At 47.9% G+C, this 13,850-nt stretch carries 13 protein-coding genes and 1 pseudogene; 10 read left to right on the forward strand and 4 right to left on the reverse strand.

The genetic code is table 11. The annotated features are described in order from the left end of the window. Positions 1–51 precede the first annotated feature (51 nt). Positions 52–1,620, reverse strand: coding sequence for an alkaline phosphatase family protein (locus BWI44_RS00445; protein ID WP_286810304.1), 1,569 nt, complete (start codon positions 1,618–1,620; stop codon positions 52–54). Beyond that, positions 1,621–2,808: a lipoprotein N-acyltransferase Lnb gene (gene lnb / locus BWI44_RS00450; RefSeq protein WP_390393535.1), complete on the reverse strand. Its 1,188-nt coding sequence runs from the start codon at positions 2,806–2,808 to the stop codon at positions 1,621–1,623. A gap of 336 nt (positions 2,809–3,144) precedes the next feature. On the opposite strand from lnb, the gene BWI44_RS00455 reads away from it, so the two are divergent. Further along, positions 3,145–4,719, forward strand: a complete 1,575-nt coding sequence (locus BWI44_RS00455; protein WP_286810306.1) for a hypothetical protein — start codon at positions 3,145–3,147, stop codon at positions 4,717–4,719. 52 nt (positions 4,720–4,771) lie between these two features. Here the strand turns inward: BWI44_RS00455 and BWI44_RS00460 are convergent, their stop codons facing one another. After that, positions 4,772–5,134, reverse strand: a complete 363-nt coding sequence (locus BWI44_RS00460; RefSeq protein WP_138292858.1) for a helix-turn-helix domain-containing protein — start codon at positions 5,132–5,134, stop codon at positions 4,772–4,774. A gap of 10 nt (positions 5,135–5,144) precedes the next feature. Then, entirely contained in the window at positions 5,145–5,444 is a 300-nt protein-coding gene (locus BWI44_RS00465; RefSeq protein WP_138292857.1) for a type II toxin-antitoxin system HigB family toxin, read from the reverse strand. Positions 5,445–5,614: 170 nt separating this feature from the next. Between BWI44_RS00465 and BWI44_RS00470 the strand changes: the two genes are divergently transcribed. The 9 genes and pseudogenes from BWI44_RS00470 to BWI44_RS00510 form a co-directional block, all read left to right on the forward strand. Beyond that, positions 5,615–5,962 (forward strand): helix-turn-helix domain-containing protein, encoded by a 348-nt coding sequence (locus BWI44_RS00470; RefSeq protein ID WP_278706357.1) that lies wholly within the window; start codon positions 5,615–5,617, stop codon positions 5,960–5,962. After that, on the forward strand, positions 5,959–6,534 hold the full coding sequence (locus BWI44_RS00475; RefSeq protein ID WP_286810309.1) for a BT4734/BF3469 family protein: 576 nt from the start codon (positions 5,959–5,961) through the stop codon (positions 6,532–6,534). Before BWI44_RS00470 ends, BWI44_RS00475 begins: the two co-directional genes overlap by 4 nt. Before the next feature lie 41 nt (positions 6,535–6,575). Beyond that, entirely contained in the window at positions 6,576–8,345 is a 1,770-nt protein-coding gene (locus BWI44_RS00480; protein ID WP_286810310.1) for a DUF3987 domain-containing protein, read from the forward strand. Positions 8,346–8,590: 245 nt separating this feature from the next. After that, entirely contained in the window at positions 8,591–9,475 is an 885-nt protein-coding gene (locus BWI44_RS00485; RefSeq protein WP_138292853.1) for a hypothetical protein, read from the forward strand. A gap of 409 nt (positions 9,476–9,884) precedes the next feature. Then, positions 9,885–11,813: an argonaute/piwi family protein gene (locus BWI44_RS00490; protein ID WP_286810312.1), complete on the forward strand. Its 1,929-nt coding sequence runs from the start codon at positions 9,885–9,887 to the stop codon at positions 11,811–11,813. Between the two features lie 241 nt (positions 11,814–12,054). Beyond that, the gene (locus BWI44_RS00495) at positions 12,055–12,771 is read left to right on the forward strand and encodes a DUF6266 family protein (RefSeq protein WP_118295167.1); all 717 of its coding nucleotides are present in this window, start codon (positions 12,055–12,057) and stop codon (positions 12,769–12,771) included. Between the two features lie 88 nt (positions 12,772–12,859). Further along, a complete protein-coding gene (locus BWI44_RS00500; protein WP_118295090.1) occupies positions 12,860–13,303 on the forward strand; it encodes an N-acetylmuramoyl-L-alanine amidase in 444 nt (147 codons plus the stop codon). Positions 13,304–13,353: 50 nt separating this feature from the next. Further along, entirely contained in the window at positions 13,354–13,446 is a 93-nt protein-coding gene (locus BWI44_RS00505) for a smalltalk protein (RefSeq protein WP_158580793.1), read from the forward strand. 90 nt (positions 13,447–13,536) lie between these two features. After that, a pseudogene (locus BWI44_RS00510) lies at positions 13,537–13,850 on the forward strand (hypothetical protein); the annotation flags it as partial.

The raw sequence follows: 13,850 nt of genomic DNA on the forward strand, positions 1-13,850 counted from the left end.
TTCACTTCGTTAACATTTCACTTGATTTGCCAAGTAAGATGTGTTTTCAGCTTAAAAGTTCAGTGGAGTAGCTGTACAAGCGTTCGGGGCGCGGATGCGCATCGCACTTGACAGGGTAGGGGCTATGCGGGTAATATTGACAGGAACCCGTATGGTTTCGGGTTTTATACCACCACCCAGGAAGATGAGTGGAGCAGGCACATCTGCATGACGCACCACGCGGCTATCTGTGACATTTTCTTCTACGATAGTCCAGCCGGGCAACACGTCTATCAGCAGGTCGCCGGAACGCTTACGATGGAAACCGTTGCGTGCCAGTTCAATCTGGGGCGACCAAGGACCTGATAATAAGCGATGGGCGGAATAAGCTTCATTCACTCCGCTGAACTGTATCAGGAAGTCGGCGGATTTATTTTGTATTTCCGCTAAATTCAGTTGCTTACTCTCTATTAATTTATGGTTAAGATAAATCTGCTGGTTATAGTAGGTTTCTACGTATTGTCCTTCGCCATACGTAGCCATCAGATACATATTCAGCAAGGTGGCACAGCGATTCAGGTAGAATTCCCCGCCCGGGATGCGGTACAGGCCAAGGTCCGGTGCTTCCGGGTCGGCATATCCCGTAGATGCAATGCAGAAAATGACATTGTGCAAACCTACTTTGCGGTCGATGAGGTCGAGTAGGGAGCCGATACTGCGGTCCAGGCGTACGTATGTATCCTGCATTTCCATGGCACACTCCTGCGTACTCTTATGATTGTAGTTTCCTGCATAATAAGTCAGTGCCAGCAAATCCGGTATCTCATCTTTGGCAAGCGTACTCTTTTCCAGGAGTTCCTCTGTGAGTAAGTTTACCTCATCATTGATGAAGGGACTGGTAATCAGCCGGCGGAATTTATTGATCCGTTCGCTGTCGAACTTATATTTAAAGGGTTGATCCCGCCATTCGGGCAGGAACGTATATCTATTTATAGGATGTATCGGTTCCCACACCATATCGCGGATGCGAAAATCGGGTGATTGCCGTTCATTGTATTGGCTTACCCACCATGGGAATTCGCTGTAATATGTAGTACTGCACCACTTACCAGTATTTTCATTCAACCAGAAAGCACCGTTTCCGGAGTGTCCGGCGGCAAGGATAGCTGCATCGCGCGAGGGGGCAATGGCATATACCATACCTTTGTTGCGGGTAGCTACTTTCAGTTCATCGGCAATGGTGGAAGTCAGTAATTGGGAAGGAGAGGAACTCTCGTCGGTGAAGTTCCCCATAAAAGCGGGGTCGTCCACACAATTCATCGGGCGCAATGTATTGGCATTCATCCATTGCTGGGAGATGATGCCGTTCATTGAGGGCGTCGTACCGCTGTAGATGGCGGCAATGGCAGAGGCGCGGTCTGTTCCGCTGAAGGGAAACTCGGTTTGATAGAAAACCTTGCCTTCGCGCATCAGTCTTTTGAACCCTTTTTCTCCGTATAGGGAAGAGAATGCTTCCATGTAGTCGGTGCGCAGCTGGTCAATCGTCAACGTTACCACTAATTTTGGAGTGGCAGGCAGCGGTTGGGCTTGCAGACCGGTGAAAGTTAATGCGAGTATGGAAGTTATCAGTCCCTTTTTCATTTATCTCTTTTTCGATGTCAAAATAAGATTGCTTGCTGAACGTACCAGCAAACAAAGTGCCAAAGGTAATACAGCTAAGTCAAATCTTTGCGGTATTATCGCCCAAAGCAGTATAAAAAGTGTTAAAACGATAAAATTAAGTACCATGTATCGACTTTTCTGCCGTTTTCTCACCTTATTTATCATCCACGGGAGGCAGAATAGGTGCAACGGGTGGAATACAAACAGCAAATAATTGGGGCTTACTGCCGGGTGTTGGGAGAACAGAGCCAGGAAAGCAAGGATACATCCGGCTACTCCGGCACAGAAGAACAAGATTAAATCCAGTCCCCAGAGGGTTTTCCGGCGTCGGATGCCGTAGATGGTGGCGGCAGTTACCAGGATGAACAGCAGCAAGGCCGATTGCATCGGAGTAATGCCACCGGAACGGTGATCGGCAGCTGTCAGTCCGGTTTCTACAATTTTCTCTTCGGAGGATACCAGCGGGCGTGCTTTTCCTTCTTTATCTATGATTTGGGCTGTATTGAAGTACTCCTGCACATAGAAGGGGACGAACATCATCAGTCTTCGGCTGATAGGCTTGTCAGCTTTGCTACCCATACACATATCCATGCCAAAACGTGACCAGGGATGCCCTTCGCTGTATTTATGCAGTAAATCACGGAAAGAGATTCCCGTGTCGTTGTCGGTCATATTGTCAGCATATTGCAGAGAACCGTCGATGGCTTTCTCTATTTGGTCGCGCGGTCGGGTGGCGCAGTTGTCGTAGAAGAAGTTGTAACGATACTCACGGTTTTCCGGGCGATAGTTTTCCTGAAGCAGATTAAACAGATGTTCCTTTTCGTCCGGAGTAAGGTTCAGTGTTTGTTGCCATACGTCCCGTCCCAAGTAGTTGTATTCGGCTACAAAGTGCTCGTAATTGGTAGCTCCTAACTGGTAGTCTGTCTCTCCTAAAGCGAAGCGGAGAATGAAGTTGGGAGCATTGAAATTGAACATGCCATAGTTGAAAACAGCATCGATATTCCGGGTAAAGTTTTCGTAGCGGATGGCAGTATGCCCGAAAAGAGAATATATTTCTCCACCCGAGGCGCAGGTCAGCAGGCTGATGCGGATCGAGTCGGCACGTTGTGCCTTCATGTTGAAAGCACAAAAAACTCCTAAAATCAGTAGAAGGATCGTTCGTTTCATTTCGGTGCAAAGATAAGCAAACTAAGAGCAGAATAAAATGAATTTATTTATTTTTTATGTTGAAGTGCCGTTAATCTTGGGGGACTGTAGATTTCCCTTCATTTTCTTGGTAAAGATAGTATAATCCATTCTCTTTGCAAAATGCTTGGAATTAAAGATGATTAACGGTAAAACTTTGCTGTATTGTTTACAGTTTGCTACATTTGTGCGATTTCTTCTCAGCCCACCCAAAAGAACGATTTCGGTTATCGCTATGTCGATGAGCATTTTGAGAAAGACAGGATTACTGATTATTAACTTGTTAAACTAAAATGCTGGAAACTAAAATCGTTTACTATGTTTACCCCTTTGACCATCGCCATCTTCAGTGGTGCATTGTCCCCTTCCTGTTTAGAGGGGCAACGCTACGTTTCCGAGCGACTTCAGCAGTCCGTTCGAAAGCTGATGAACCTGCCCGGCTCACTGGACGGGCTGACCGATCAGTTGAAGGGAATATTGTCCGACTGGCAGGTTGAGTTACCGGTTCCCTCTTTCCTTTTTCTTTCTTCCACGTCTCCTTTTTCCGACTTTGATGCTACTGCTGTCCTCTGCCGCTTGCGGGTAGAAGAGATGGAGTATGTAGCTACGGTGTCTTATGGTGAGCAACAGTCCACTCCCCGTTATTATTTTTATAAAGCTCTTCTTCAGGCCGAAGCCCGGTGGCTGAATCTGTTGCTGAAAGATCGAATCAGTAGGATGAACAGTGACCATGCTGCACGTCTGCTGCTGTGTGAAGTGCTCGAAGAAGTGTATTGCACCGGAGTTGCAGTGGACGATGCCTGTAGGCGGGGAGTCTCTGCCGAACTGTGCGGACAACTGAAAGGAGCATTGGCCTCGCTCTACCTGACGCTGACTATCGACTTCGGTTACTTATTACAGCCAACTGATTTTATGGATTACCGCTACCTGCTCAGCGATGTCCGCTACTTTCACCCTATTCGGGAGTCGGAAGTGCGGCAATATGACATTCTGCAAGCAGGAAACCAGGTGAAATGTCTTCTCAGCGCAGGAATCACAGCAGAACATGAAGGTACTGCCTTGCAACTTTACAATAAACTGGTGGGCTTGCTTTCCGGTTTGGAGCAGCCTCCGCATAGCGATGCTCGTTTGTGGCAAGGTGTGGCAGCACTCGAGAACTTTCTTTTCTTTCTGCTCAGCGGCCTTCCACTCCATGAGGAGAATCTTTATGGAGTGCTGACCGATCAGGCATGGATGAACGATTGCCTGAACGATCTTTGTTTCCAGCAATATGCCGGACACTTGCACTACAATGAAGGGCGTGGTGCTTCCCATTGGATTATCCGCAAACAGAAAGAGCGTTGCCTCGCCTTCCTCAACCTGCTGATAACGCACGATATGAGCCTTCCACGCCAGTTGCGTAGCTATCTGCTTCGCCAGCAGGAACTTTATGAGGAAAACTATTCACGGGCCTTCATTTCCATACAACCCAGCGAAAGACTCTCTTTCGTTCCTTCACGTCCGCTCGGGGCGAAGCTTCCGGATGAGGGGGAGATACATGCTTTTCTGGCCTTCCTTTATCGTGTGACGGACGGCAACGGGGCTTATTTGGTGACTCCTGAACATGTACAGTGGTTGGAAGATGCTTTTCTCTTGTTTTTGCAGAGCGGCCAGGTTGCAATGATTCACCGGAACAGGGTGAAAGTCCTGCGAAACTATATCGGGGTGCTTTACGGTCTTTTCTTTCATTACCAGCAGCGTAGAGGAGGATGGGATAAACAGGCGTATGCTGCTTTCCTTGCATCTATTTTCGATGTGGATGTGCAGCCCGAGAATCTGATAAGTAACAGTAAAAGGTATATAGAAGCCTACGAGAAGTTTGCCGAAAAAGAGAAACTTCGCCTCACCTCTTGATGATTCGTTGACGAAACTGTCTCGTCAACGAATTTTTTTTAAGAATTTCTGCTTAAAACCCCAACATGGCAGCCGGTGGTATATTTAATAACCGGCAGAGTAACCTTGCTATTTTTAAAGTCGGTTCTGATCGTCCGGAAATATAATCATTAATACGTGAGGGGCTGACTCCTATTTCACTGGCGAGTTGTCTCTGTGTCATTCCTTTTTCTTCAAGGGATAATTCTATCAATTCGGATACTGTTGGTTTCTCAATCGGATAGTGTTCCTTTTCGTATGCAATCACGATGTCGGACATCACAGAGAGTTCCACTGCATTCTTATCGTTTGCAGGGGTATTGTCGTCAATTACTGGCAGCAGTTCTTCTACTCTTGCCAATGCAAATTCGTATTGTTCTTTTGTTACTTTATTCATAACCTGATACTTATATGGTTGAACAATCTATTTTATCATATTCTTTATGAGTACATACCTTACGGATAAAGATATATCCCATTGTAAATTTTACAACCACTATCAACCGATAGTTATTGCCTTTGATATTGAAAACATAGTGCTGATTGCCTATATAATCGGCAGAAAGAAAATCAACCTTCATATCAGACAGGTTTTTCCATTGTGCTTTTTCAGCCACATCATACCAGCGTTCAAGGGCTACACGAGAATCCTCATAACCTTTAGTCTCGTAAAACTCTTTCAGCTTCTTGTGTGATACTATTCTCATATTTCTTTCATTTGATGCAAATATACGATATTGTTTTGTATTACAAAATTTTTCTAATAGAATATTCTATATAATAGAATTTGTGAGCTGTTGCGTTGATGAGAATTCTCGTCAAGCTCACGTCAATTCAAACTCTTTTTCCTTTGCCTCCCGACAAACGGAAAAAGAATATGAAACAGAATCCACTATTTTCAGAAAAGCTGGAGCAGGTACATGATAACCTGCTCAGCCTGGCACGATTGTTGGAACGTGCCAACGTGACTCCCCGTCCCCAGATTGCCAAAGACTGGGTAGATGGGCAAGAGGTGATGAATGCGCTGCACATCAGCCAACGCACCTTGCAGAACTTACGCGATAACGGTACACTGGGATACACCACCTTGGGCAAAAAGTATTTCTACCGTATCCGGGAAATTGACGACCTGCTGCAAAACAACTACGTAATGTATAAACTCAGTGCGTTGGGCAAGCAGGAGAAGAGCCCGACTGGCGATAATGAGAAAGGAGGCGGCAGATGAATCACTTCAGTTTTTTCCTGGCTCCCGTCAGCAACGTGGTGCCCCACAAGACGGTGGAACTGCATCAGATCTACAACGTCATCCGCGGCGATTATTATCGTCAGCCTACCGAGGAATTGCGACGTCTCCGCCGCCTGTTGCAGGAAGAAAAAATCACTCAGAGGGATGTGCAACGCTTCAAAGCCCGCCATTTTGACTATGCCACTTTCAGTGGAGAGTTCACCCGCAGACGCGATGATGCCCTGCTGGCCCATAGCGGACTGATCTGCCTCGACTTTGACCACATAGACCAGTGGCACGATGGCGGACGCTTGAGTGGTGTCTATGGCTTGCGCTATGCCCTGATGCACGATGCTGCGGTAGATACCGCCCTGCTTTTCCGCAGTCCCGGTGGCGACGGCCTGAAGTGGGTGGTACCCATCGACCTGGCACAAGGCACACATGCCGACTGGTTTGAAATCCTGTCTTTCTATGTATCCCGAAACTATGGTGTGGAACCCGATCCTTCGGGACGTGATCTCTCACGTGCCTGCTATCTGCCTTGGGACCCGGACGTGGTGATGATGAAATAGTTAACTAATTCCCCCGATTCATGTAAATCATAAATCTTAAAATGTCAAAACAAAAATTCCACCTAAGCGAGTGGCAACGCAATGCTGCCCTCACTCTCTGTGACGAAGTAGAAATCGTCACTTCACGTATCGAACTAACGGGCATGGATATAGCCCCCACCTATAACGACTGGCGTGATCTCGGCTTCGCGCTTGCCCAAGGCCTGGGTGAGGAAGGACGTGCCTTCTACCACCGTCTGAGCCGTTTCTACAGTAGCTATCAACCTGCCGAAACCGAGAAACAGTACACCGCCTGCCTGCGTTCCGGCGGACGGGGCATCACGGTGAATACTTTTTTCCACCTGGCACGGCAAGCGGGAGTGGACATCAATACCCGGTTATTGCCAAATTGCCAAAATGCCAAATTGCAGGAAGCGTATCCGGTGGCATCGGGCAACGGAGAACTGCCTCCGCCCGATGCCGAACTCCCGGTCTTTCCGGATGAGGTATATGCTTCGCTGCCCCGTCTGCTGGATGATGTCTGCTCTTACGGCATCTCGTCCGAAGACAGCGATATGCTCTTGCTGGGGTCTCTCACTGTCCTTTCCTCTTGCCTGACGCAAGTGACGGGCATTTATGGGCAGCGGCAGGTTTGTCCTAACCTGTTCCTCTTTGTCAGTGCACAAGCCTCGGCGGGTAAGGGGCGGTTGACGCTGTGCCGTCATCTGGTAGATGTGGTGCATGCCGACCTGCGCCGCCGTAACCGGCAGGAGTGGGAGGAATACCGGCGCGAAAAGTCGCTCTATGAAAAAAACAAAAGGCAAGGGGGCGGCGACGAACCGCAACAGCCGCCTGTCAGGATGCTTTTCATTCCGGCAAACAGCAGTGCCACGGCTCTTTTCCAGACGCTGAATGACAATGAAGGCCAGGCCCTGATGTTCGAGACGGAAGGCGACACGCTGACTACCACGTTCCGCAGCGAACATGGCAATTACAGCGATGGGTTGCGCAAGGCTTTCCACCATGAGCCTATCACTTACAATCGCCGTAAGGACCGTGAATATGTAGAGATAACGATGCCCCGCCTCTCGGTGCTGCTCAGTGGAACGCCGCGCCAGGTAGGGGCACTGATTCCCGATGCCGAGAACGGGCTTTTCTCGCGTTTCCTATTTTATAATCTGCCCTTGCGTGCAGTGTGGAATGATGTTTTTGCCGGGAATGATGATGATACGCTCGATAGCCGTTTCCTACATTTGGGAGATCGTTTCTTTCAGTTCTATACTCGCCTGCTGAAGACAGGGCCTTTACGCTTCACGCTTACGGTGGAACAGCAGGTGGAGTTTAACCGTTTCTTCGGCAACCTGCAGGAACAGGGGTTGCAGTGCAAAGGTCCGGATATGCTCGCTTCCGTGCGTCGTCTAGGGTTGACGGCTTACCGTATCTGCATGGTGTTTTCCGCCCTTCGCCTGATGGATTATGAAGGGGATGCCCCGTTGCCGGCCACTCTTTGTTGCCGTGATGATGATTTCCATACCACCCTGTTGATGATACAGGTGCTGCTACGCCATACGGAGGCGGCTTATGAAAGCTTGCAGGCCGAGGCGTCGCATACGTCGCATCCGGCCTCCGTATCTCAGGGAAATACAAGTGAGAAGCGTCGGCAGGCCTTGTTGCAAATGTTGTCCCCTGAGTTCGACCGTGCACTCTATCAGGATAAGGCACACGAAGCAGGTATTCCCACTCGTACGGCCGACCGTTACCTTATTGAGTTGTGCAATCAGGGGCGGCTGAAAAAAGAGGGGCATGGGGTGTATAAGGTGATTCGGAAGTAGCGATAGCGAATCTATTTATAGCATTAATTCTTTTTTTTGTAAAGCTGACTCAATGATAATCCTATGTATAAAATGTAATTGTTTACGGAGGTTATATTGTTTTTTTATCAAAAAATACTGTATTTTTGCTGTGTTATAGTATATGAATGCAAAATCACTTATGTTTTAATTTAGTGGCTAAAAAATATGTCTATTATACTTATTCTGAGAATACAAAAAAATAAAAATTAAAAGATTTATAAATTATGCGGAAAATACTTTATACGATATTAATCGTTGCACTAATCATTGTTATAGGATTACTGTTGTCAATAATTGCAATGAACCTATATTATTTTTCTACTATCATTAATAAAACTCCTATTATAATAGACAGAAGTCTTGTTGACTATGTGACGATAATGCTGGCATGTGTTGCATTATGTTTTAGCATTTCTGTTGTAATCCCATATTTTCTTTCAAATCAAATCATAAAGAAGGAAATAGAAAAAACTGTTAATGATATCTTTAATAGTGATTACAAAATTGAACTTAATAATGCTATAAATGCCTTGGAGAGGGGAGATGCTGATCATTCTAGAATGACGGCTCTTTTTCTGCAAAAACATGAAATGTATATATGGTCAATAGGATGGATTTGCCGCTCTATTTTGAGATACCTTAAATGTGATGATATTCCCAAGCAGAAAATGTATAATAACATCGTCAAAATGTGTATCCCTATTTTGATTGACAATATAAGTATGCTAGTGAAAAATGTTCAAGCTAATAAATCGGGAGGGTTGACGGAAACCATTATCAGAAGGTTTAATATAGAAAATTCCGAAGATAAAAATAGTTTGATTATTAGGACTTTAACTGATATTATTGATTATAGAATAATGAGCTCAAAATATTCTGGAAAATTTAAGGCACTGGAAAATTCTGAGCAAAAACATATCATTAACCTGTTTATTACATTAGTATTAACAACTATCCCCGAAAAGGAATTGGCAAAATGTGGTGATATTTCATGGTTTGGAACAGAAGCTTTTTCTGAAAATATTCTTCTGTATAAATCTACACTATCCAATGAGGATGTATTTAGAAAACTGTTGCAAGGTATTGCTAAAAATAAGAAGAAATCGTAATTTATAATTTTACGATTGGAATAATAATCTGGTATTATATACTGCATAAAATATCTCAGTTACTATACATATCATGAAGTCTGTAAATTTAGAATGGGATAGAAAATATTACTGATGAGATATAATTAATTGGTACCACAGTTTATAAGTAAATTTAGTTTCATCATTCTTGTTTTTGTACTCAGAGTTTTTAGCTTTGTTCATGGGCTATCAGTAAGTTCTTTATTATTTTCTATGATTTACTGCTCCCTGTCTGCCCCCTGTCATCTCCGTACCATCTCCGTGTCTATGACTATGGACTTGGTACGGAGTTGGTATGGACTTGACACGGAGATGGTAAGAACTTGGTATATAAAAATAAAATCCTTACATTTGCATTAGAATACTTTTGTCTTGAAGTGATAATGCTATGAAAGAGCTTCTCTTGCAAGCCGTGCTCGATGCCGGCACCTGCGGCATCACGCCGCCAGCCCTCTGCCGATGGCTGATCGCTCTTACGGGTGGTCCGGTTGAAGGTGCAACGGGCAATGCACGGAAGTTTTATCACACACCTTGTCCCGATGTACTGGAAATATGGTTTCAAGATACATTGTCCCAACAGGCTGAAAACGTAATTTGTTACAGTCGCATTTCCTTCCGTCCGCTTCTTCCTGCTTCTGCTGCTACTTCCTCCACCGCTACGGATTGCCGGATCGCAGTGGAGGTGCTTCCTCCTGAACAAATATACACGAGCATCCCTTTGTCGGAAATGGGATTGGTGGGAGCTTCCCCCCGTTTGGTGGCTGTAGACGGGTGGGTGGTGCCGCACGGTTCGCTCAGTCGCGGGCCCATGGGAAGCCTGAACCGTGCGTATGCCGTGCTCACTCCTGCTTTGACTGCCCGGTTGGGAGTCTCTTTCCATACGGAACAGCAGGCGGCGGTTTCTGCCGGCCCTTATGATGTTTTGCGTCAGGAGGTGGAACGATTGCTGTCACTTTGTTTCCCCGGAGGCGGTGAGGTGGAGGGGTGTCCCCTTCACGTATCGCTCCGATTGAATGAAGTGTCTGCCGATTGCCTGCTGAATACGAATGCCGACCATCGCTTGTTACGGTTCGGATCATCGGGAGAGGGGAGTGCTCCCCGCAGTGCTTTTCCTCTTTATGGTGCCCGCCAGCCGGGACGATACCGTTATCTCAACATCACGATGCTCTATCCACGGGGAGAGTTGGAGACTGCCCGTCGGCTTTTCCAGCTTTTTGCTCCCACTGCCTCCCTGATGGCAGTGGAACCTGTGGGAGATGTGGACAGGTGGGTGCCATACGATGTGGACGATCATGCCGTAGATACACTGACACAGGCACTTTATCATCAGTCGGGGATGGATGCGCCCGGCGTCGGACGGCTTTATTGTCTGCTCACACCTTCGGGCAGTGTTGTCGGTACGCTGCTCCGGCAGCAACTTTCAGTCCGGCTTCGCAGGCTGGTTCGTTCATTGGGGGCATTCTATTGGGGACCTGTTCCGCTACATGCCATTGGGGGTGAGGCTTTCAGCAGACACCTGCCTGCGGTGGCCTCGCGTTTGCTGGTACAGATGGGCGGTGTGCCCTGGGTGCCCCGATGCTTTGCTTCGCAGAATACTGACCTCATCATCGGATGTTCACATTCGCGCCTTTCGCAGAGCTTTGAACCTTTCTGTGCGGCGACGTTCTATAATGATCCTTTGCAGTTCTGTCATTGCGATCTCTGCAAGCCTGCCGAACGATTCCCGTTGTTCTTTCCGGAATACTTCCAGATGGCTTACGGACGTTTTTGTACCGCCCACGACAACCGTCCGCCTGAGCGCCTGGTGATTTATTGCCATCACGACTTTCCTGTAGAGCCGCTGGCTTCTTTTGTGGCGTGGATGGGGAAGTTCCCGGCGGCTGTGCCGGTGGTATGGGTACGGGTGCGACGTACAACGGGCGCCCAACTTCGGCATTATGCCCCTGACGCACCGGGAGGTATGCCTCCTGCGGGTACTTGCTTGCGCCTGGATGATGATACTTTTCTTCTTTTTTGCCGGGACTTTGTTCCTTCTCCCGGTTCTCGTGGCGGCTTCTATCCTTATCCGCTCGAAGTCAACCTGAAGTGCTTATGTCCGGATGGACAGTTGCTTTCACTTTCCCCGGAGGAGGTGGAGGGAGTGCTGGTACAGGCCTGCCAGTTAGTTTGGGCCAATCCGGAGTGTTTGGATGGTAATCCCTTGCCACTTGTACTGTCGCATACCGACCGCCTGGTGCGTCATCATTGCCAGGAGTGGCGGGTGGAGGTGGCGGACCGGAATGTCATCCGGGAGGAGTTTGGCAATTTGGCATTTTGACGGTTTGGCAAGTAGTTACAGGGCTACAAGCTACAGAGCTATTTGACGCAAACCGACGCAAAAATCACACGTTTCAGGAATCCCCCTTCTTTCCGCTTTACCTTTGTGACAGCTGAACGGCGGATGCGCTTGCATGACCGTGCTGCTGCAGAAGCATAGTGCTTGCCTGCTGCCGCCTGTCCGTTTCTGCTTTGAGACTTGGACGCATTGTCCGGTCCTGATCCCTAAAAATATGACAATTATGGGAGAAATCAAACAAGGAATCCTTGGAGGATTCAGCGGAAAAGTGGGTACCGTAATCGGTAGCACTTGGAAAGACGTGAGTTATATGCGTGCAATGGCCATCAGTGTCAGCAATCCACGTACCCCGAAACAACAAACACAACGCGGCAAGTTTGCCATGAGCTTGAATTTTCTGCGTTCCATTACCCCTTACGTTCGCGAAGGGTACAAGACTTATGCTTTGAAGTGTACGCCTTTCAATGCAGCGATGTCCTACAATTTGCGCTATGCAATCAGCGGGTCTGCGCCCGATCTTGCCATTAATTATGAACATGCGCTGGTGGCCCGTGGCAGCCTGATGCCTGTCTTCAACGCTTCGGCTTCCGTGGCGGACGGCAAGCTGACTCTGACGTGGAAGGACAACAGTAAGATGGGTGATGCCGAGGCTGACGACATGGCTATGCCGTTGGTTTACAACAAGGCTCGCGGGGAGGCCGTCTACGACCTTAATGCTGCCGCCCGTGCCGATGCTACTGCCGAACTGGCCTTGCCCGATAACTGGGCTGACGATGCGCTTGCCGTTTATCTTGCTTTCCGCAGTGCGGACGGTACCCGTGTGACCAACAGTATCTGCCTGAAGAATGACGCTTACGAAGGCAGTGGTTCCGAAGGCGGTGGTGGCAACAGTGGCGGTTCCGGTGGCGACGGTGGCATCGAAGATGACCCGCTGGGATAAGGTCTAAAGCCGAGGGCTTTAGAAATTAAAGATTAAAGAATTAAAAATGAAAGGCTGCGCAGCTATTCATCATTAGACATTAAATTACATGAGAACAATCAACTACATCGTGGTGCATTGCAGCGCCACCCGCGAGGACCGTCCTTTTACGGTAGAGGCTCTCCGCGCCGTGCACCTCAGCCGTGGTTTCAGTGATATCGGTTACCATTACTACATCCGCAGGGATGGTACGGTGGTGAGAACCCGTCCATTGGCTCTTGCAGGGGCACATGTGAAGGGGTACAATAAGTATAGTATCGGAATTTGCTATGAAGGCGGGCTGGATGCCCGGGGGTGCCCGAAGGATACCCGTACACCGGAACAGCGTGCCGCCTTGCGACTGCTGGTACATCAACTTTTGCGCCGTTTCCATGGCGAAGTGCGCGTCTGCGGTCATCGCGATCTCAGTCCGGACAGGAATGGAGACGGGGTGGTGGAGCCGGAGGAGTGGGTGAAGGTATGCCCGTGCTTCGAGGTGGCTACGGAATTGTGAGCCTTATGAACTCAAAAAAACAAAAACTTATAAACTCAAAAAGTATGAAGATCAATAAATCAGTTTGGGATATGATCCTGAAAGTCGTCATCGCTGTAGCTTCGGCAATAGCCGGGGTGGTAGGGGCGAATGCAATGAATTAGTAAGCACTGTCTTAATGAATTAGCAAGTACCATCTCATTTGAGATAGTACTTGCTTCAATCAATTAATCCATTTACAATAGATAATCATTATGAGAAATATTCTATTTATTCTATTATTAGCGTTGGGCACCCTTGCCCATGCACAGGGAGGTCAGGAACTGCAACAGTTCTACACCCCCAATACGTATGCCTTTGCCCGCTACGGTGACCTGCCCGTTGACTACAGCACCGGTCTTCCGCAAATCAACCTTCCGCTGACCTCCATCAGCGACCGCGACATCAAGGTGGACGTTTCACTAAGCTATTACGCATCAGGTATCAAGGTAGACCAGGAAGCCTCGTGGGTAGGCCTGGGATGGAGCCTGAATGCAGGCGGCATGATCACTTGCCAGCTTCGGGGAGC

The sequence above is a fragment of the Bacteroides sp. Phil13 genome, assembly GCF_001940965.1.
Taxonomy (GTDB): Bacteria; Bacteroidota; Bacteroidia; order Bacteroidales; family Bacteroidaceae; genus Bacteroides; species Bacteroides intestinalis.